This window comes from Flavobacterium cheonhonense (genome assembly GCF_035671315.1).
GTDB lineage: Bacteria > Bacteroidota > Bacteroidia > Flavobacteriales > Flavobacteriaceae > Flavobacterium > Flavobacterium cheonhonense.
This window is the reverse complement of sequence record NZ_JAXAVY010000009.1, coordinates 34412-55974: the sequence shown is the minus strand read 5'-3', so window position 1 is coordinate 55974 and position 21563 is coordinate 34412. Positions and strand designations below refer to the sequence as shown.

The 21563-nt window shown below is 36.5% G+C and carries 20 protein-coding genes; 1 reads left to right on the top strand and 19 read right to left on the bottom strand.

Annotated elements, in window-relative coordinates; genetic code table 11:
- Positions 1–22: 22 nt before the first annotated feature.
- The 16 genes from SK086_RS13375 to SK086_RS13300 form a co-directional block, all read right to left on the bottom strand.
- Entirely contained in the window at positions 23–421 is a 399-nt protein-coding gene (locus SK086_RS13375; RefSeq protein ID WP_324692299.1) for a hypothetical protein, read from the bottom strand.
- 1951 nt (positions 422–2372) lie between these two features.
- Positions 2373–3149: a polysaccharide deacetylase family protein gene (locus SK086_RS13370; protein WP_324692298.1), complete on the bottom strand. Its 777-nt coding sequence runs from the start codon at positions 3147–3149 to the stop codon at positions 2373–2375.
- A 196-nt stretch (positions 3150–3345) separates the two neighbouring features.
- Complete coding sequence (locus SK086_RS13365) at positions 3346–4311, bottom strand: hypothetical protein (protein ID WP_324692296.1); 966 nt, start codon at positions 4309–4311, stop codon at positions 3346–3348.
- Positions 4312–4373: 62 nt separating this feature from the next.
- Complete coding sequence (locus SK086_RS13360) at positions 4374–4871, bottom strand: hypothetical protein (RefSeq protein ID WP_324692294.1); 498 nt, start codon at positions 4869–4871, stop codon at positions 4374–4376.
- Between the two features lie 28 nt (positions 4872–4899).
- On the bottom strand, positions 4900–5973 hold the full coding sequence (locus tag SK086_RS13355) for a leucine-rich repeat domain-containing protein (RefSeq protein ID WP_324692293.1): 1074 nt from the start codon (positions 5971–5973) through the stop codon (positions 4900–4902).
- Positions 5974–6148: 175 nt separating this feature from the next.
- Entirely contained in the window at positions 6149–6622 is a 474-nt protein-coding gene (locus tag SK086_RS13350; RefSeq protein WP_324692292.1) for a hypothetical protein, read from the bottom strand.
- Positions 6623–6788: 166 nt separating this feature from the next.
- The gene (locus tag SK086_RS13345) at positions 6789–7262 is read right to left on the bottom strand and encodes a hypothetical protein (RefSeq protein ID WP_324692291.1); all 474 of its coding nucleotides are present in this window, start codon (positions 7260–7262) and stop codon (positions 6789–6791) included.
- A 671-nt stretch (positions 7263–7933) separates the two neighbouring features.
- The gene (locus tag SK086_RS13340) at positions 7934–8590 is read right to left on the bottom strand and encodes an energy transducer TonB (RefSeq protein WP_324692290.1); all 657 of its coding nucleotides are present in this window, start codon (positions 8588–8590) and stop codon (positions 7934–7936) included.
- 149 nt (positions 8591–8739) lie between these two features.
- A complete protein-coding gene (locus SK086_RS13335; protein ID WP_324692288.1) occupies positions 8740–9783 on the bottom strand; it encodes a tyrosine-type recombinase/integrase in 1044 nt (347 codons plus the stop codon).
- A gap of 53 nt (positions 9784–9836) precedes the next feature.
- Positions 9837–10253, bottom strand: coding sequence for a DUF3788 family protein (locus SK086_RS13330; RefSeq protein WP_290873664.1), 417 nt, complete (start codon positions 10251–10253; stop codon positions 9837–9839).
- Entirely contained in the window at positions 10253–12250 is a 1998-nt protein-coding gene (uvrB, locus tag SK086_RS13325) for an excinuclease ABC subunit UvrB (RefSeq protein WP_324692286.1), read from the bottom strand. The genes SK086_RS13330 and uvrB overlap by 1 nt, the downstream gene beginning before the upstream one ends.
- Before the next feature lie 29 nt (positions 12251–12279).
- Positions 12280–12582 (bottom strand): type II toxin-antitoxin system RelE/ParE family toxin, encoded by a 303-nt coding sequence (locus tag SK086_RS13320; RefSeq protein WP_290873658.1) that lies wholly within the window; start codon positions 12580–12582, stop codon positions 12280–12282.
- A complete protein-coding gene (locus SK086_RS13315; protein WP_290873655.1) occupies positions 12567–12794 on the bottom strand; it encodes a hypothetical protein in 228 nt (75 codons plus the stop codon). Before SK086_RS13315 ends, SK086_RS13320 begins: the two co-directional genes overlap by 16 nt.
- A gap of 28 nt (positions 12795–12822) precedes the next feature.
- A complete protein-coding gene (locus SK086_RS13310; protein ID WP_324692285.1) occupies positions 12823–13485 on the bottom strand; it encodes a thiamine diphosphokinase in 663 nt (220 codons plus the stop codon).
- Positions 13486–13625: 140 nt separating this feature from the next.
- Positions 13626–14450, bottom strand: coding sequence for a DUF4249 family protein (locus SK086_RS13305; protein WP_324692284.1), 825 nt, complete (start codon positions 14448–14450; stop codon positions 13626–13628).
- Positions 14451–14454: 4 nt separating this feature from the next.
- Positions 14455–16827, bottom strand: coding sequence for a TonB-dependent receptor (locus SK086_RS13300; protein ID WP_324692283.1), 2373 nt, complete (start codon positions 16825–16827; stop codon positions 14455–14457).
- Positions 16828–16959: 132 nt separating this feature from the next.
- Between SK086_RS13300 and SK086_RS13295 the strand changes: the two genes are divergently transcribed.
- Positions 16960–17640: a hypothetical protein gene (locus SK086_RS13295; RefSeq protein ID WP_324692281.1), complete on the top strand. Its 681-nt coding sequence runs from the start codon at positions 16960–16962 to the stop codon at positions 17638–17640.
- Positions 17641–17686: 46 nt separating this feature from the next.
- Here SK086_RS13295 and SK086_RS13290 read toward each other — a convergent pair whose 3' ends face one another.
- The 3 genes from SK086_RS13290 to trmD form a co-directional block, all read right to left on the bottom strand.
- On the bottom strand, positions 17687–19909 hold the full coding sequence (locus tag SK086_RS13290) for an NADP-dependent isocitrate dehydrogenase (RefSeq protein WP_324692279.1): 2223 nt from the start codon (positions 19907–19909) through the stop codon (positions 17687–17689).
- 235 nt (positions 19910–20144) lie between these two features.
- Positions 20145–20495: a 50S ribosomal protein L19 gene (gene rplS / locus SK086_RS13285; protein WP_290873637.1), complete on the bottom strand. Its 351-nt coding sequence runs from the start codon at positions 20493–20495 to the stop codon at positions 20145–20147.
- Between the two features lie 250 nt (positions 20496–20745).
- Positions 20746–21426, bottom strand: coding sequence for a tRNA (guanosine(37)-N1)-methyltransferase TrmD (trmD, locus tag SK086_RS13280; RefSeq protein WP_324692276.1), 681 nt, complete (start codon positions 21424–21426; stop codon positions 20746–20748).
- Between the last annotated feature and the right edge of the window lie 137 nt (positions 21427–21563).

Sequence of the window (21563 nt, the reverse complement as noted above, 5' to 3'; positions counted from 1 at the left end):
CAGAAGTATTGATAAACAAATTTTAAAACCATCCATTTTTTTTTGTGAACTTATGTAAATCACTGAAGAATAGTTCAGATTTAAAATCTTTGAGTTTATACTTTGATACAATTTTTGGTACTTCGTCAAATAATTTCTCCACAACTACATTAATTCTTTCTTTTTGAGTTATATCTGAAACGAAATAATTGTAGTCCAACATTAAATCAATATATAAAGTTTTAGTTTTTTTATCCATCCGAATCCGCTGCTTGAAATTGTATTCTGGATTTCTGCATATTAGTACAATACAGATACATTCCAAATCATCTCCGTAATTTTTGAAATGTAACCAATCTTCAAGTTCTCTTGACGGAAATGAGTTAGTTACTTGGTCAATTTTAGCCTCATAATTTGTGTCAGAAACGATACCAAACCTCATTTAAATTACAATTTTAAATTATCAATTTCAAAAACCTGAATTTAAAACAGGTCGTTCTCAAATATTTCTGCTAACGTTTCGCGGCTAGTGGCTTTTTGCGAAGCCAGCGAACTGCGTACTTTCAGCTAAGATAAAATTTTTACGTGAAAAACCAACGTGAAACCACGAAAAACCAGCAATGGCCACTAACCGCTGTTAAGCCATTTTTTGCGACGTAAACTTGAGCACGCAACCTAACCAGTTACATTTTCCGGTTTCTATTTTGGATTCTGTTTTCAGTTTCTACTTGTTCTCTGATAAATTTTCAAAGCAAACTTGGAAAAAATTCGGTTTGATTTTCCGCAAACATTTTCCGCAACACTTTTCCAGTTTCTGATTTTTGTCAAAGGCATTTTTTCTTCAATGATTTTTATAAAACAACGAAAGAAAAATGAACATGAATTTTATACAAAAATTGCTGCTGAAATCGGGAACGCAAAATGTGGCTTAACGTTTCGCGGCTAGTTGCATTTGCGAATCCAACGAACTGCGTACTGTCTGCTAAGATAAACTTTTTACGTGAAAATTGAAGTACAACTCAAGAAAAACCAGCAAGTGCTACTAACCGCTGTTACAAGAGGTTTTTTTACGCAAACCTGATAACGCAACGTAACCAGTTTCATTCTTCGGGTTTCAACTTCGGATTCTCAATTTCCGGCTTCTGCTTTCTGTCTGATTTTTGTCTTTTAAGCGCAAACACATTCAAACTTTTGAGTTCTGATTTTCTGCAAACTTTTGAACGTCTTTTTTGAGTTTCATTTAAGAGCAAACTTTGGTTTGTCTGTTGATTTTCTTCTTCATTTTTTCGGTTTAAAAAATCTCAAAAAAAAGCAGATTTTGTCTTCAGCAGAATTTCCAAAAAAATCTCTTGTAACGTTTCGTGGCTATCCGACTGTAGCGAATCCAGCGAACAGCATACTGTCAGCTAAGATAATAGTTTTACGTGAAAAACAAACGTGAAACTACGAAAAACCAGCTATATCGGATAACCACTGTTAACCCAATTTTTCCAACCCAAACTTGAGCACGTAACGTAACCAGTTTCATTTTCCGGTTTCTAATTCGGATTCTGTTTCTCGTTTCTGCTTATTCTCTGATAAACTTTCAACGCAAACTTGGAAAAAATTCGGTTAGATTTTCCGCAAACATTTTCCGCAAACATTTTCGGATTTCATTTTTCCGTCAACTTTTTTTCGTCAATATCTTTTGAAAACGGATCTTGTCTTCAACTACTCTTTTAAAAAACCTGGAACGGAAAATGAATTTTAATTTACTACTAAAGTTGCTACTGAAATGCGGTTTCTGGAAAATATGGGTTAACGTTTCGCGGCTAGTGGCTTTTTGCGAAACCAGCGAACTGCGTACTTTCAGCTAAGATAAAATTTTTACGTGAAAAACAAGCGTGAAACCAAGAAAAACCAGCAATGGCTACTAACCGCTGTTACAAGAGATTTTTTTACGCAAACTTGATAACGCAACGTAACCAATTTCTTCTTCGGGTTTTCAACTTCGGGTTTTCAACTTCGGATTCTCCATTTCCGGTTTCTGATTTCTGTCTGATTTTTGTCTTTTATGAGCAAACACATTCAAACTTTTGAGTTTTGATTTTCCGCAAACTTTAGAACGTCTTTTTTGAGTTTCACTTTCGAGCAAACTTTGGTTTTTCGGTTACGTTTCTTCTTCAGTTTTTCAATTTAAAAAACCTCAAAAGAAAGCAGATTTTGTCTTCCACAAAAATTCCAAAAAAATCTCTTGTAACGTTCCCACGCTTGGCGTCAGTTGCGAACTTCGGAACTGCTTATTTTCTGTTAAAGATAAAATTTCTTGCGAAACGTGAACGTGAATTTACCACAAAATTCGCAATTGCGCCAAACGTGTGTTGGCAGATGCCTTTCTTTTTTCTGTTGCCGTTTTATATACTATTTTGTAGATTGAATAATTCGGATATTTTGTAGAATTTCATATTATTATTTTTTACATAGTTACAAATTTGAATTAGAGTTTGGTATTCCGTTTCATAATTGTTTTGAAAAGTCGGAACTGGTTTATGAGCATAAAATATTACGATTTTATTATTGTTTTTTGCATATTCTAAAAGTGATAAAAAATATGAAATGCTGAAATGTGAATAATTTTTGTCAATTCCTAAACCAAATACAAGATTGTTGTTATTGTAATAACAATTTTGAGAAGCTGGATTTGCGTTTCCATATGTTGTTCCGCGAACTATTTCAAATCGATTGAGTAGCAAATTGTCAGTTGTTGTATTTCTTGCACCATAAGGATATGCAAATGATGTTGTTGATAAATCATTATTATTCATTAAAGTTTCCATTGGAATAATTTCCTGATTTAAATATTCGGCGGTTCCGTTTGCTGAAATAAAATTAGGTGCGTTTAAATGATTTAATCCGTGTCCACCAATTTCGTGACCGTCAATTTTCAAATCTTTTAGCTTTTGTATTTTAGCTGTCGATAACTGATTAAATTTAGTTACAAAAAATGTTGCTTTCCAATCGTAAGGTTCTAAAACACTGTTTACTTCAAACCATTCATCGACATAATCATCATCAAAGGAAATTACAACTCCAGGTTGTAAATTTGATTGTTGATTTGGAATTTCGTCATTTTCATTACAAGAAAATAACACTATACTTAAAACTAATAAAAAGTATTTTTTTGTTTTCAAATTTCTATTCTCTTTGCGTTCTGTTTTTCCAAGGTTTCTGCCAACGTTTCGCGGCTAGTGGCTTTTTGCGAAGCCAGCGAACTGCGTACTTTCAGCTAAGATAGAATTTTTACGTGAAAAACCAACGTGAAACCACGAAAAACCAGCAATGGCCACTAACCGCTGTTGTGTGACGTTTTTATATTTGACTTTGCAATTAATTATTTATTTTTAAATCTCTGATTATAGGGAAAATTGCAAATCTGTCGGTCAACAAATTTAAATAAATTTGAGCAGTTTCAGGTGTAAATCTCGCTGACTTGCATAATTCGTCTGCTTTGTCAATGTCCTCGTAAAACAATTTATTATATTGCTCAAAATTACCTGTTGCTATTAAGAAAAGATTGTTTTGATAGAAAACCACTTGGTCCTTATTTTCATCTTTCCATATTTTGTTATTACTTCTAATTGCATTTAAAAATTGATATAAATTGGGCACTTCTTTCAATTGGTTTTGCCATAACTTGTTTTTTAAATTTGACTGTACAAACTCTAATATAACTTGATGAGACGGCTCTAAACCATGGTTGTAAATTTTGTCGCTGATGTTCAGAAAACGATTATCAAACAACCATTTTATTAAAAATGTATACGCTTCCGGCCATAGATTGTATTCGTTATTTTGATCAAAAAAATCCGAGCTTATGATTTCTCGTTCCTGTTTTATTATAAATGATACATATTCGCATTTATTTTTTTTAATCTCATATTGAGCAACTATATTTATAAGTTCGCTGTATGTCTTTTTGAAATATCCATTATCTATTTTTCCAAAATAGTTTTCAAATTGTTCAAATTCTCCTTTTGGATTGGGGGTGATATCCCAAAAATCATTAGTTCGTGTATCATTTTTTTTTGGCAAGTAAAAATATACCGCTTTTAAGTAAGCTATAAAATAATAATCATTATTTTTAGGACTAACTGGGGGATAAAATGCTTCGTTAATGATGTCATAATCAAAATCAAAATCGATTTGGTAATCTTTATGTCTTATTGCTATTCCACAGGAGTTTGAATTGACCGTTTTGGGTGGTTTTTTTAGCCCATATTTCTCAAAAAATGCCAGTAATTTAACGTCGGTTGATAGTAGTCCGATTAATTCAATTATTTCTGTTTGTTTCATGTGTTTTTCTCTGAATTACTTTTATAATAATTTGTTCTAAAAAAGGCATAAATAATCATTTTTTACTCGTCAAAAGGATTGTAACCTAAATAGTGCATCAGTATATTATCACCTGTTGGTATTGGTCTGTCAATATATTCCAAACTCATAGCAAATGCTGATTTAATATATTTAGAATAGTTTCCATTGTGCAAATTTCTTGAAACACCAAACCCAAATTTTTTAGACTCAAATCCACTTTCATCATCCGTTTTTAGGTTTTCATCTAAAACATGAAATTTGTCCAATAATTCAGTATACGGAACTTTAAATAAATCAATACCGTTAAAAATGAATTTTCCTTTTTTCATTTCAATAAATTCAATAGATTTTTTATTCTCATGAAAAATGATTGATAATTTATATTTTTCAATATGTAGAAATTTGTTCTTTTCTTCTAAAGAAAGGTGATAGCTTTCGCTCTCTTTATATTGGATATCTTTTCCAAGTTTAGCTTTTGCGGCTTTTAAACTATCACTAAAATGAAAGATACCAAGACTTTCAAAACTTTTAAATTCCATATCTTAATTTTGAATTATTTGTTCGACATTATGAATACATATAGCTAATTCTTGATAGCTGTTTATCATGAGCTTCATAGAGTTTTTGCATTTCTTTGCGTTGCCCTTCTTTTAAAAACCAGATTTCTATTTTCTCAATATTTTTATTTCTCAAAACAGGTAAAAAATCGTTTGGCTCATTAGTTATCATTTCTCTACAGGCAAACTCTTTTAGTGTATGTAAGTTTTCCAGAGCGCCGAAATCTCTGATGTTTTTCATATACCAAAGCTCAATTTTTCTCAATTTACAATTTGCATTGAGTTTAGGAAAAGAAGTGATTTTATTGACAGTTTGTAGAAATATGTGTTCCAAAGAATCCATTTTATTTATAAAGTTAAGATTCTCTAAATTTTCAACTTTATAAAATTCGATAAACTTTAAACGAGGAAGCGATTCAAGCGCATCAAAATTTGTTAGAGGAATAGATTTGAGGTGTAGATACTCCAATTTTTTCAAAGAGGTAACAAAATCTAAATTTTTTATTGTTTTGATTTTGCTTAGTATTAAAACTTCAAGATTTTCTAATTGTGAAATGGCTTGTTCAATATTTTTGTTGTGTCCTAAAACACAAAATGACTTTAATTTTTTAAACCTAGTAATTTGAGAAATATCAACTTTATGTTGTTTTGTATCATCTGCAATAATTGATAATTTTTCTAAATTTTCATTTATTTCATTTAAAAAGTCATAATTAATTATATTTTTTGTTTCAAGTGAAAGGGATTTTAAATCTTTTAAATGTGATATTGACTGCTCGTTAACAACTTCATAATGATCAATTGAAAGATGTTGAAGATTTTTCATCTTATCTAAAATTTTTAAATCTATTTTATCACTCCAGCCATAAAGTCTTAAACAAATATTAGGTTTTACGGAAAAGATTCTATCATTTAAAATTTTATATGTCTTCAAAGAAACTTTATTAAATGAGTTAATTTGGATATACAAAACATTATTATTTAGAATCTCCTGAATTAACTCTTCAGTAAGCATATTTTCAGAATCAATTTGATTAAACTGATTAAAATTGTGTTGCGGAATTGAATGAATATGTCCTCCCATATTTTTATATTATTTTTTGTAAATATTTATCTGTTTTCAGCGGTTCGCTCAAAATGTCACACAACGTTTCGCGGCTAGTGGCTTTTTGCGAAACCAGCGAACTGCGTACTGTCTGCTAAGATAATAGTTTTACGTGAAAATAGAAGTACAACTCTAGAAAATCCAGCAATGGCTACTAGCCGCTGTTACCAGCTGGCTCGTTGTCGTCAACATTTATCCAACAATAATATTTTCCATTAAACTTTCTGATTGAGATTAAGGTTAAAATCATATTCCCAACTTCTGTTTCAGCATTAGTGAACTTGTTATAAATGCAAATCGTTTTGTTGTCTAAAAAATAATGATTCATAAAATATTCAAACTTCCATTTTTCCGCTTCCATTTCTTTGTAATCAAATTCAAGCGCCTTAATTATAAAAACTATTAAATCATCAACTTTTTCAAACTCAAATACATTCTTCGATTTTAAGTTTTTTGTGTCAAGCTTTTGAACTTCGATTAGATACTTTTTTACATATTCTGTTGTATTCAAAATCGTTTCATCTTCGAGTTCTTTAAATTCTAACGATGGATTTTCAAAAGTCAGATTTTCTGCGGAATAATATTCTGCTGGAACGAAAAAGTATTTTATTCTGTTGAAAATGTTCATTTTAAGCAGATTTTTTTGGAGCTTGCTGGTAACGTTTCGCGGCTATCAGTCTGTAGCGAAGCCAACGAACTGCGTACTGTCTGCTAAGATAATAGTTTTGCGTGAAAAAAGAAGTACAACTCAAGAAAAACCAGCTATAGCTGATAACCGCTGTTATATGCAGGTTTTATTGAACTTTTCTCAAATAGACTTCTTCGTTTACATATTTTTTTCCGTTGTATACTTTAGAGCGTTTTACTAATCTCCCATTGTCAATTCTATATGTTAAAAGTTTTTCATTTCGAATTTTAAACTTTAAGTGATAAAAAACTCCTTTTTCATTTTTTAAATCGTAGTTGTGATAATTTCCGCTCAAGATTTCTGAAACTGATAAACTATCCGATTTACTTTCTATTTCGCCTTTATTTTTATAAAATTTTAGGTAAACGATATTTTGTTTGACGCTAAATTTTCCAGTTAGGTCTTGATTGATCAAATCACCTGAAAAATTATATTTAAAAGTGCTGTCGGCTTTAAATTCAATAGTAGTAATGAAAAAACCTAAACTTGCTCGATTGGATTTATAAGTTCCAATAACTTTCTTATCAGAAGCACAAGAAAGCAAAGTTGTAAAAATCAAAAAGATTAATAGTTTATTCATATTTTCTCTGTAAAACTAGGCGGAAAACTTGCATATAACGTGATCTGGATAGCCGCTATTGCGACCTCACACGCCTGAAGCTGTAAAGATATACAAAAATTACAACTCCATGCATAGTGTCTGCTACAGCCTAATTTAGCAATAGCGGTTATCCAGGGTTATGCGCAGTTATCCTTTGGATAGGATTTGGAGATAACGTAGTTGGCCGAGTTTCACCTCTGAATTATTTTCAACGTCATCTACTTCCAATGAACCTTTTTTTAATTGCGTTTATGTTTGATAAGCGTCAGTCAAAAAAAGGCTTCCTAAAAAAAAAATGGGCTGTGAGTTTCAAAAGTTAAGAAAAACTTGACATTCTCAATTTTTTCTTTTAACTTCGCCAAGTCTTTTACGTTGTCAAACGTCTGAAAGTAAACTTTCTACGATTTTAATCGAAAGACTTGAGCACGAGAATTCTTCTCTTTCTAAAAAACTCACAGCCCATTTTTTTTAGGATTCATTGACGCAAACTCTCCGGAACTTGGCCAATTGCGCATAACGTTTCGCGGCTAGTGGCTTTTTGCGAAACCAGCGAACTGCGTACTGTCAGCTAAGATAGAATTTTTACGTGAAAAACAAGCTTGAAACCACGAAAAACCAGCAATGGCCACTAACCGCTGTTAGTGGCTGTTTTAGTTTATGTTTATTGGAATCATGTATGGATATTTTACAAATCTACCGCGTTGGTATGCTGGTTGCCACCTAGGCATGATACTTATTATCCTTATTGCTTCTTCATTCAATTTTTCATTAGTACTACTTTTAATTTCTATTTCTGTAGCAAATCCTTTTGAATCAATTTTGAACTGAACTTCTACTTTTCCTTTATTTCCGTTACTCTTAAAATTATTTCCAATAAATTCATAAAGTTTATTAACTCCTCCATAGAACATTGGCATAACCTGACCAGCATTAAATGTATAGTATTTTTTTATTTCCGAATCGATTTCTTTTCCATTTTTGTCAATTAGGGTAGTGCGATTATCTTCATTTCTATGAAAATTGCAAATTATTGTTTTTGAATCTTTATATATTATTAATTCGTCCACATTATTATATGTTGCAATTAACTTTGAATCTTTATAAAAATTTGTGTCTGCAATATATTCTCCATTCTTAAACTCACAAATTATTAAAATATTTTTTTCTTCATCAAACAATTTCCAGATTCCGGTTTGATTATTGTTTTCATCTAAAGCATTTATTTTTTCTCCCTTATATTCAATTATTTTTTGAGAAAATGAAGTTATTCCACAAATTAGGAAAGTAAGTAATAATAGTTTTTTCATAGTATATTTAATAAATTATTGAATTCTCCGAATCTGCGGTAAAATAGCCACTAACTCTTATATACTCGCTATTTTATAGCGAGTATGCACCCGAAATCGGTTGTATAGCCGCTATTGAATACGTGTATTGCTCAAATATAGGGATTTTATTATAAATCGTCAAAAGGGCTGCGAATTTGTTGTAAACTCTTCGTGCTGACGTGAGTATATATCTCGGTGGTTTTACTACTATTGTGTCCCAACAGTTCCTGAATATACCGCAAGTCAGTTCCTGTTTCCAGTAAATGCGTGGCGTAACTGTGACGCAACCAATGCAAAGTAACGGGCTTGTCAATTCCGGCTTTCTGTATGGTGAGTTTTAAAATTTGCTGTAAGGTTCGGCTGTCATAGGGAGTGCCTTTTATGCGGCCTTCAAATAAATAGGTGGCTGGTTTGTAGAGTTTAAAATAGGAGCGTAACAGTTCCAATATTTTCGGACTCAATGGCGCAATCCGATCCTTTTTGCCTTTCGCGTTTTTAATCAGTACTATGTTTCGTTTCGAGTCAATATCGCTTAATTTTAAGGCTAAAAGTTCGCCACACCGCAAACCGCAACTGTAAATCAAGCTGAACATCGCGCGGTGTTTCAAGTTGATTGGTGTTTCTAATATCTTTTTAACTTCTTCCTTGCTCAAAACATTGGGTAACACTTTGGCACGCTTCGGGCGATGAATGATATCAACATCCATTACACGGTTCTGAATCGTGTTAAAAAATAATTTTATAGCATTCGTAATTTGGTTTTGATAAGACGCCGATAAGTTGTTTTTCAAAATATAATCGTTATTGAAATACACAAAATCATCATTGTCTATCAGCGCAATACTTTTGTGTTTGTAGTAAATCAAAAACACTTTCACCGCATTAAAGTAAGTGGTTATGGTATTGTCACTATACCTTTTGGAACGCATCCAAAGTTTGTATTGTTCTAAACTCTTGATGCCTTCTTCGCTGGGTATGGTGTCGAATTTGCTCGGAATACCAAAATAACGCCGATTGGCTTCGGTGTCCGGAATGTGCCAAACTTGCTTCGACTGACTCCATTTGGCATCTTCAAACTCTTTCACTCGCAGCAGAATTTCTGCATTTTTTTCAAAGTAAATGCCAATTCGCTCTTCCTCGTAATGCTTGATTACTTTTGCACTCCAGTCCATATCTTTTATATTAGATAAGAATAAAAGTACAAAAAATAATATTTTGTAAAAAATTAATTACTTATTTTAATGGTAATTAACTGTTTGATATCGTTTATTTGGGATTCATTGGTAACCGGTATTCGTATGCCGCGACCTTCAGCGTAGGGTTTTGCGGCAAGTAGTTCATTTTTAATCGAATCGGCTATGTCGCTTTTCAATACGGCATCGGTGGCTTTTGAACCGAAAACAAAAGCAACTTTAAAGAATTGATCTCTGGGTAATAAGTAAATTAGAACTCTTTTTGTATCGCTGATGCGGAAACTCCAACCGAATTTTTCACCGGAATAGTGCCATTGTGTTATGGCTTTCGGATGCAGGGATAAGGTTATATTAGCCAACGTTTGCCAATAGTCATAAGTTTCACCTAAAGCGGTTTTGAGTTGCGCTTCACTTGGTGTTATTGCTTTATCGGTAAAGATGCTTTTCATTATGCTTCAGCCAGTTTGTTTTGCAGCGCTTGAATCTCATCGCGGTATTTAGCGGCTTGCATGAAGTCTAAATCTTTGGCGGCTTTTTCCATGGCTTTTCGGGCTTCGCGTATTTTCTTTTCGATTTCCGGTTTGGATAAATACAAGCTTTCCGATTCGGCGGCTTTGGCGATTTTGTCTTCAAAATATTGGGTTGAAACCGAGTTACCGCTCAACGCATTACCCAAACTTTTGTTCAGAGCTTTCGGTACCAAATTGTGTTTGGTGTTATAGTTCATTTGCTTCTCACGACGGTAATTGGTTTCGTCTATGGTTTTTTGCATCGAAGCCGTGATTTTGTCGGCATACATAATCGCTTTTCCGTTCACATTTCGGGCAGCGCGACCTACAGTTTGCGTTAACGAGCGATGACTGCGTAAGAAACCTTCTTTATCAGCATCTAAAATGGCTACCAAAGAAACCTCGGGTAAATCCAAACCTTCACGGAGTAAGTTCACGCCAATCAGTACGTCGAAGATGCCTTTGCGCAAGTCTTGCATGATTTCTACGCGTTCTAAAGTATCTACATCCGAATGGATATAGCGACAACGGATGGAGACTTTCGTCAAGTATTTCGTCAGTTCTTCCGCCATTCTTTTGGTCAATGTGGTGACTAAAACCCTTTCATCAACTTCACATCGTTCCTGGATTTCTTCGATTAAATCGTCTATCTGATTCAAACTCGGACGTACCTCTATTATCGGGTCTAATAAACCTGTAGGGCGGATGATTTGCTCTACATAAATGCCTTCCGATTTTTGCAATTCGTAGTCAGCCGGTGTGGCCGAAACATAAACGACTTGGTTTTGCATGCTCTCGAATTCCTCAAATTTCAGCGGACGGTTGTCCATCGCTGCGGGTAATCGAAAACCGTATTCCACCAAGTTTTCTTTTCGACTTCTGTCTCCTCCATACATGGCGTGTACTTGTGAAATGGTCACGTGACTTTCATCGACTACCATCAAATAATCGTCCGGAAAATAATCTAGTAAGCAGAAAGGTCGCGTTCCCGGTTGTCTTCGGTCTAAATAACGAGAATAGTTCTCAATGCCGGAGCAGTAGCCCAATTCGCGTATCATTTCTAAGTCGAAATTGGTGCGTTCTTCCAAACGTTTGGCTTCGAGATGTTTGCCGATTTCTTTGAAATAATCGACTTGTTTGACCAAATCTTGTTGGATATCCCAAATGGCGGCTTGTAAAACATCAGGCGAAGTTACGAACATATTCGCCGGATAGATATTCAGTCTTTCGTAGCGTTCTAACACTTTAGACGATTTGGCATCGAAGGCTTCAATCTCTTCAATTTCATCACCGAAAAAGTGCACGCGGAACGGTTCATCGGCATAACTCGGGAAGATTTCTACCGTGTCGCCTTTGATGCGAAATGTTCCCGGCAGGAATTCCACTTCGGTTCTGGAGTATAAACTTTGCACTAAGCGATGGAGCAATTTAGTTCGGGAGATGACTTGATTTTTCTCAATTGAAATCACGTTCTTCTGAAATTCAACGGGATTTCCGATACCGTACAAACAGGAAACCGAAGCAACTACCAACACATCACGTCGGCCGGACAATAGGGCAGAGGTTGTGCTCAAGCGCAGTTTTTCCAATTCGTCGTTGATGGACAAATCTTTTTCGATAAAAACACCCGTTACTGGAATGTAGGCTTCGGGTTGGTAATAGTCGTAATAGGAAACGAAATATTGCACCGAGTTGTTCGGGAAAAATTGTTTGAATTCCGAATACAACTGTGCGGCCAAGGTTTTATTGTGGGCTAGGACCAAGGTTGGTTTTTCCACGTTCTGAATCACATTGGCCATGGTAAACGTCTTGCCTGAGCCCGTAACGCCGAGCAGCGTTTGGTATTTTTCGCCGTTTTGGATGCCTTTGACTAATTTGTCAATAGCTTGCGGTTGGTCGCCGGTAGGTTGGTATTCAGATACGACTTGGAATTTCATTTTGAAGTACGATTTACGAAGTTCAATGGTTATAGTTTTTTTGGATTTCTACTGGTATGTCTTACTCTTAAAATATAGATGGTTTTAGGAGTTATTTTGTATGAAATTCGATAATGGTAAATTTCGTAAGCTCTATAATTTCCGTCATTCAAACTTTTCATTTCATCTAATTCATAAATTTCAAAGTTTGATTTTAAAATAGATACAGAATCATAAATAGTGTTGATTACTTTCTCTGGAATACTTTCGTTTTTGGTTTTGTCAAGAAGGTAAAAATAAATTTCTTCCAGTTGGTTTAGAGCATTTTCAGTCCAAATTATTTCTTTTTCCATTGTTCCATCTTGGCTTTGATTTCTTCATGTGATACAAGATAACCATTGGCAATGTCTTCTTCCGCTTTTAAAATGTCATTATTGTAATCTGTTGAAGAATAGTCTTTTGATGTCTTGGCGTCAATGATGGTTTTGATAGCCAAAAGAAAATCTCTGTCATGAATTTCATTTATTTTGGCAATCACACTATTTTTCAATTCTAAAGTATTCATAACAAAATGTTTTTACGAAGTTACAAAACTAATCCCAACATTCCATCAACAGCAAATCGCCCTCTTTGTGAGTGATCGAAACTAAGCCATCGTTGATGACGTGATTGCTGCTTCCGGTTCGGTAGCCGATAGTCAAATCTTCATTAGTTAATGCATAAAACAGATTTTGTGTCGAAATACCACAGACTTTTCCAATGGGAATTAATGACAATATAGTGTTGGCGGTGTACCATTTTTCGAAGACATTTGGAAGTAAGAATACTTTGGAGTGGTCGTCTAGTATTACAATTTTAAGCTGATCTCGGTAAGCTACAATATTGGTCAAGTTGGTTATGGTGTGATCGGCACGTCTTCCGGTGGCCCAAATCACATTGGCTGCTTTGTGGCCTTTTTCGATTAAATAATCGAAAGCTTTTTCCAAGTCGGTTTTTTCCTGATTGGGCGCGTAGACAATCTCAATGGGGTATTGTTTGGCTTTGTAGTATTCAGGGTCAAATCCGCGATCGAAATCGCCTAAAAGGACGTCGACTTTAATTCCTAGAGCCAAAACACGTTCTATGGCCGAATCTAAAACGATTACCAAAGGCGACCATTCGAGCAATTGCCCTAACAATTCCGGACTACACATTTCGCCGTTGGCAATGATTAAAGCCGGTTCTTGGTCGTCGCGAACGATATGATGTGATGACATTTTTAAGTACGAAGTTAAAAGTTAGAAGTACGAAGTGGTAAAAATAATTAAAACACTTGTCACTTCCTATTTCGTAATTCCTATTTCGTAATTCGTAATTCGTACTTCCCACTTCGTACTTCGTACTTCGTACTTTTCACCTACTCAATCACATATTCCGAAACCTCAGTTTTACTCAAACGGAAATACCCCAAAGCGAAATGGTCAAAATTAGTCTGATTGATGATATTACCTCTCACGGTAGCCGTTGGTGTAGAAAACGGTCCCATACTATTGGTTCCGGTTTGCTCTAACAATACGTCCATATAGTTGAAATAGCCTTGAGTCACACCGTTTAAGGTAAATTTAAGTGTGTCGCCCGGTTTTAAATCTTCGCTGAAGTACAATCCGAACATTTCGTTATTTTGGAAAAAACGGTCTTCGATTACACCGTATTCGGGGATGACTTTGTACGGATCGTCAATTCGCAAGAAGTAAAAATTCGTTTCATTCACCAAGTCATCAAAATAAAATTTCACTTCGGTTTCGTTGCCTAACACACCGCCGTCATTAATTTGTTCTACTCCGGTAATTGTTGGCGTATTCAACAGTTTTTCGGTAGCCGTATACGTTTCACCTTCGTGAATTACGGTTAAAGTATACGTTTCGTTTACTGACGGAATGAAATTGACACATTTATAGGTTCCCAATTCAGTCGGATCTTCTATAAAATCGAAAACTTGGTTGGCACTATTGGTGATAAAGACAGTTGCGTTCGATACTTTAGGGATGTCTTCGTCGAAATAGCCTGTTGTGGTGGAAAGTTTGATTTTTTGTTCGTTTCCGGCCGTTTCCGCATACCAATTGATAGAAGCTTCAATAACCAATCGCGGTTCACCGGTTTCCAAACCGATATCAATGACTTTTTCGCACGAACTGAAAGTCAATAAAAGAATGAGAATGTATAGATAGTTTGTAGATTTCATGACCTTAGAATTTGATGTTATATGTAGCACTTGGTACTATACCGAAGATAGACAATCGCAACGCTTCGTTTGAACCGGTTTCTTGGTTTTGACGGAAAGTAATAGAAGCCGCATTTTGTCGATTGTATAAATTGTAAATACCGAAAACCCATTCCGCTTGCCATTTTCGGCCTTTGTTTTTAGTAGGTGTCAAAGTAGCCGAAACGTCTAAACGATGGTAAGTGGGTAAGTTTTCTTCGTTACGGCCGCTAAAAACCGGAACCGTAATGCCTTCGTATTGGTATTGTCCGTTCGGGAAAGTCACCGGTTGTCCCGTTTGAGCGATGAGGTTGGCGCTGAAACGCCATTTTTCATTGAGTTTGTAATTGGCGACTACAGCCAAGTTGTGCAATTTGTCGAAACCGGTTTTGTACCAATTGCCGTTGTTGATGCCGGTTTCTTCCGGAGTTCTTCCGGCCACTTGTTGCTCTGTTCTCGATAAAGTATAAGAAACCCAACCTTTGAAACGACCGGAGTTTTTTCGGAATAGGACTTCCAAACCGTAGGCTCTGGCTTTGCCGTTTAAAATCACTTGCTCTATGGCTTCGTTGGCAATCAGGTTAGCGCCGTCTATGTAGTCTACGCGGTTTTTGATTTTTTTGAAAAACGATTCTACTTCTAAGGAGTATAAATCGTCTTTGAAATTTCGGAAATAGCCTATGGCGACTTGATCCAGCAATTGCGGTTTCAAATAGCGGTCACTTGGCGCCCAAACGTCTAAAGGTGTAGGCGATTGCGTATTGGAAATCAGGTGTAAATATTGCGTCATTCGATTGTAACTCGCTTTTACCGATTGTTCTTCGTTAATGACATAGGATACCGCAAAGCGAGGTTCTAAATTGTCAAATTTGGCGATGGTTTTATTTTTACCGTAACTCACTGTTCCGATGGGTTCTGCGTTTTGGTAGATTTGGAAATCAGGGTTGAAAATCACCGGCTGGTCGTTGGTATATGTATTCATGGTTTGCTGACCTAATCGGAGGAAATTGCTGAAGCGAAGTCCATAAGAAAGAGAAATCTTGTTGGAGATTTGATGCTCTGCATCGGCATAGATCGCGTTTTCCATGGCGTATTTCTTGTCCAATTGCTCCGGATTGATGCCCGAATCTTCGCCGGTGGGTTCAATTTTCCCCGGATTGAAATCGTAATAATGCGATTGTAAGCCGTAGTTCAATTTGAATTTATCGGTAATGTAATGCTTGAAATCGTATTTGATGTTGTAGTTTTTGATGCCGCTATCCCAGTTGAAACCTACGAAGTCCAATCGCAATCCATAATAGTAATCCGAATAAATCATCGAAAGGTTGGAGAAGAGTTTATCCGAATACAAATGGTTCCAGCGGAAATTAATCACCGCGTTACCGTAAGTATTCACAAAGCTGTCGTTGAGTTGAAATACGTCGCGTCCGAAATAACCGGAAAGGTAAACGTTGTTTTTTTCGTTGATACTGTAACTCAATTTGGTATTCAAATCGTAAAAGTACGCCGAGTTCGGGTTGTCAAATAATTTTAAAAACAAATGCGCGTACGATCCGCGTCCGGCAATCAGGAATGAACCTTTGTCTTTTACTATCGGACCTTCGGCTAAAATACGGCTGGAAATCAATCCAATTCCGCCATTCATATGGAAGGCATTTTTGTTACCTTCTTTTTGATAGATGTCTAATATAGAGGATAATCGTCCGCCAAAACGCGACGGAATACCGCCTTTATACAGTTTTAAATCTTTGATAGCATCCGGATTGAAAACAGAGAACAAGCCGAATAAATGTGAGGAATTGTAAATGGTAGATTCGTCCAGCAATACCAAATTCTGATCGGCACCGCCACCGCGCACATTAAAACCCGATTGGCCTTCGCCGGCATTGGTAACACCGGGCAAGGTTAAAATAGATTTCAGTACATCGACTTCGCCAAAAATCACCGGCATTTCTTTGATTTCCTGTATGGTGAGTTTGTTGACGCTCATTTCGGGTTTACGGATGTCCACTCGTTTTTTGTTGTCAACAATAACTACTTCGTCTAATTGCTGACTGCTGACCGAAAGGTAAAAGTTCCTTTTAAGGTCTTGGTTGAGCTTGATTTTTTCTGTTACCGTTTGATAACCTAAATAGTTGATTAGTAAGGTATAGTCGCCTTCCGGTAAGGTAATAGAGTAGAAGCCGTATTCGTTAGTAACCAATCCGGTTTTGGTTTCTTGCACAAAGAGCGACACTCCAATAAGTGTTTCCTTATTTTTTTCGTCAGCTACTACACCGCTTATCGTAAACTTTTTTTGGGCTTGTAGCGATACACTCATCAAGAGTATCAGTACGATAGTAAAAGTATTTTTTGACATAGGGTTAGATTATGTTGCAAAATTCTTAATAAAATGCGGTACTTGTTACTAATCATTTGTTAATCTTAGGTTAATTAAAAAAGGCGGTTTTGATTAAAATAAATACATTTATCTTTGAAAAAAAAATTGATTATGAAGGCTTGGCTTTCTTTTATAGTATTGTTTTTGGCGATGTCGAAAAGTTACTCACAATTTGAGTTACCCAAAAAGACATTGAAAATCGCGCCGGCTTCCAATCCGACGGGACAAGTAGCGCCAACTTCTTCAAAATTGATTACGTATCCGAGTATTTTTGATAAGAAAGACAAGTTGTTGGAAAGCGTTTCTTTACTCAACAGAAAAATTGAACCTGAGAAGAGTATCATGGAGCAGGAACAGTTTGAAAATCCGTCGAAGTATTATACTGAAAAAATGAACAGAAAGACGGATGATGGAGAAATTCTGGAGAAATTTAAGAGTGACAGTTTTTTGGGGCAATTCAAAACCGGAACTAAAATCATCAGTATAGCTTGTCGTGATCACGAAGCACCGGATGGCGATGTGGTTCGTATTTGGCTTAACGATAGGATAGTGGTTGACGGGATATTGTTAGATGTAGATTACAAAGAAGTTTTTCTGGATTTGAATGAAGGCATCAATAAAATTGAAATTGAAGCGATGAACCAAGGCGCATCCGGACCTAATACAGCCCAATTTGTTATTTACGATCAAAAGAAAGGCATGATTACCACCAACAAATGGAATTTAACGACCGGAGTTAGGGCCAAAATAATCATCTTAAAAAACGCCGGAACCCTGGAAGAACAAAAATAAAAAAGCGTCTCAATCGAGACGCTTTTTTTATTGCTTTTGGTTATCATTAAACCAATTTAGAAAGTATGGTGTTGAAAGTTTGGCTTGGTCGCATCGCTTTATCAGTCAATGCTTTTACCGGTTGGTAATACCCGCCAATGTCTTGCGGTTGGCCTTGTGCACCAATCAACTCTTCGTTTATGGTCGCTTCGTTAGTATTGAACTCACGGGCAACATCGGCGAATTTAGCACTCAGCTCAGCGTCTTTGGTTTGAGCCGCTAAAGCTTCAGCCCAATACATCGCTAGGTAAAAATGAGAACCTCTGTTGTCTATTTCACCAACTTTACGCGCAGGCGATTTGTCATTGGCTAAGAATTTCTCAGTGGCTACATCTAAGGCTTCGGCTAAAACCATCGCTTTCGGATTGTTTTGGGTTTGTGCCAAATGCTCTAAAGAAGCGCCTAAGGCCAAAAATTCGCCTAACGAATCCCAACGCAAATAGCCTTCTTCAATGAATTGTTCAATGTGTTTTGGGGCTGAACCACCGGCACCGGTTTCAAATAAGCCACCGCCGTTCATCAACGGAACTATCGATAACATTTTAGCTGAGGTACCTACTTCTAAAATTGGGAACAAATCCGTCAAGTAGTCACGCAACACGTTTCCGGTAACCGAAATGGTGTCTAAGCCTTGGCGAATTCTCTCTAAAGTGACTTTGGTAGCCTCAATCGGATTCATGATGCGAATATCCAATCCGTTGGTATCGTAATCTTTTAGATATAAGTTTACTTTTTTGATGATTTCGCGGTCGTGTGCGCGGTTATCATCCAACCAGAAAATGGCCGGAGTGGCAGACAAACGCGCTCTGTTCACGGCTAATTTCACCCAGTCTTGAATTGGTGCGTCTTTGGTTTGACACATTCTGAAAATATCGCCGGCTTCTACGACTTGTTCCATAAAGATAGTGCCTTCGCCATCGGTCACACGGATTACACCAGCTGCTTCGGCTTGGAAGGTTTTATCGTGCGAACCGTATTCTTCCGCTTTTTGCGCCATCAAACCTACATTGGGCACTGAACCCATAGTTCTCGGGTCTAAAGCACCATTGATTTTACAGTCTTCTATGGTAGCAACGTATACTCCGGCGTAACAACGATCCGGAATTAAAGCAAACGTATCTTGAGCTTTACCGGCTGCGTTCCACATTTGTCCCGAAGTACGAATCATCGCCGGCATAGAAGCATCTACAATAACGTCAGATGGTACGTGTAAGTTGGTAATGCCTTTGTCAGAGTTGACCATAGCTAAGGCCGGACCGTTGGCTATAGCAGCTTCAATGGCAGCTTTGATTTCGGCTTCTTGAGCGTGACCTGCAATTTTAGCGTACAAATCGCCCAATCCATTATTGGCTTTGTAACCTAAGGTGTGGAATGTGTCAGCATATTTTACAAAAATATCCTTGAAATAGACTTCAACAATAGCGCCGAAAATAATCGGGTCAGACACTTTCATCATCGTGGCTTTTAAATGAGCCGATAGTAAAACACCTGCCGCTTTGGCTTCTTCAATGGTTTGAGAAACGAAAGCTTTCAAGGCTTTTAAATTCATCACCGAAGAATCGATTACTTCGCCGGCTTTAAGATTAGACAAGCCTTTTAATTCTTTTACACTGCCGTCTTGGGCTACGAATTCAATTTTGAATTGCCCGGCGTTGGCTACGGTAACCGATTTTTCAGTGCCGTAAAAATCACCTTCGTTCATGAAGGCGACTTTGGTTTTAGAATCTTTCGACCAAGCGCCCATAGAGTGCGGATTGGCTTTGGCGTAATTTTTAACGGCTTTCGGTGCCCTGCGATCAGAGTTTCCTTCGCGTAAAACAGGGTTAACCGCTGAACCTAATACTTTAGCATAAGCAGCTTTAACGGCTTTTTCTTCGTCAGTTTGCGGATTGTCCGGATAGTTTGGTACGGCGTAACCGTGTGCTTGCAATTCGGCTATGGCATCGGTTAACTGCGGAATAGAAGCGGAAATATTGGGTAATTTTATGATGTTGGCTTCAGGTTGAGTGGCCAATTGTCCCAATTCGGTTAAAGCATCGCTAACTTTTTGATCTTCTTTTAAATAGTTGGGAAAGTTGGCTAAAATTCTGCCGGCTAGTGAAATATCTCTCAATTCAATATCGATGTTTGCCGGAGCGGTAAAGGCTTGTACTATAGGCAAAAACGAATGGGTAGCCAGCATGGGCGCTTCATCCGTTAAAGTGTAGTGGATTTTTGATTTTTGTGTCATTGTAAAGGTTTTTATTCGTATTGTTTGTTCGCATAGTGTTGCGTCAAATCCCTCATTTTGAAGCAAGCAAATATAAAGAAATCAGTGGGAAGGTTTTACGAAATCGATTGAATTATCAAATTGACAATTAAAGGGAAAAAAAATGGCGAATTGTCAAAATAAGGCGTTTAAATTTTCGGGAATAAAAAAAGTCCCGATAAAATCGAGACTTTTTTTATGAGCACAAAGCGAAAAATTATCTTCTTCTTTCTTTGATTTTTGCTTTTTTACCAGTAAGTTCTCTAAAGTAGTAGATACGAGCTCTTCTAACTTTACCTCTTTGGTTAACTTCAATTTTTTGTAATGCCGGCATGTTTACAGGGAAGATACGCTCTACACCTACAGCACCTGACATTTTACGGATGGTGAATGTTTCAGTCAATCCGGCTCCTTTTCTTTGGATAACTACTCCTTTGAAAAACTGAGTTCTTGTTTTTTCACCCTCTTTAATTTCGTAGTATACCGTGATAGTATCACCGGCACCGAATTCAGGGAAATCTTTTTTGGTTGACAATTCGTTGTTAACGAAATCTACTAAATTTGCCATTTTTGTTATTATTATGGTTTAAAATCTGAGCAACATTCACGGTTCTCGCCAGAGGTTGGTCAAATGTGGGTGCAAATATAAAAAAGAATTGTGACTCGAACAAAACAAATTTAAATTTGTTTTGGGACTGGCGAAGCAATTGTGAATGATGAATTATGAATTTTTTATCGCCTTATAAATTTGTAAAATCAATAAGATACATAAAAAGCTACTGCTAAACTCGTAATTCATAATTCATAATTCGTAATTTTTACGATTCTTCCAGCAAATCCGGTCTTCTGTTTTTAGTGTGTTCAAAAGCCTTTTCCTCGCGCCATTGTTCTATTTTGGCAAAATGACCGCTGGTGAGCACCTCAGGTACTTTCCAACCTTTGTAATCTGCGGGACGCGTGTAGATTGGTCCGGAAAGTAAATTGTCTTGGAAACTGTCGGTCAAAGCTGAAGTCTCATCGCTTAAAACGCCGGGAATTAATCGGATTAAGGCATCGCATAATACTATGGCACCAATTTCACCGCCGGATAAGACATAATCGCCTATCGAGATTTCTTTGGTAATAAAATGGTCTCGCACTCTTTGGTCAACGCCTTTATAATGTCCGCAAAGGATGATGATGTTCTCGTACATCGACATGGTGTTGGCCATTTTTTGGTTCAAAGTTTCTCCGTCAGGAGTCATGTAAATTACCTCGTCGTACTGGCGTTGGCTTTTCAAATGGGTGATGCAATCGTCTATGGGTTGGATCATCATTACCATGCCGGCACCGCCACCAAACTGGTAATCGTCTACGCTTTTTTGTTTATTTTTAGTATAATCCCTCAAATTGTGAAAATGCACTTCTACCAATCCTTTTTCGATGGCGCGTTTCATGATGGAAGCTTCAAATGGGCTTCGCATTAGTTCTGGTAATATGGTAATAATGTCTATTCGCATGGTGCAAAGATATAAAATAGAGTGTCACACTGAAGCTTGTCGAATTGAGAAGCTGTTTCCCGCTGTCCGCTGTATCTTTTTTGTCACCTCGAGCGCAGTCGAGAGGCTTTTCTATAAAAAAGGATGCCGCTCCCATC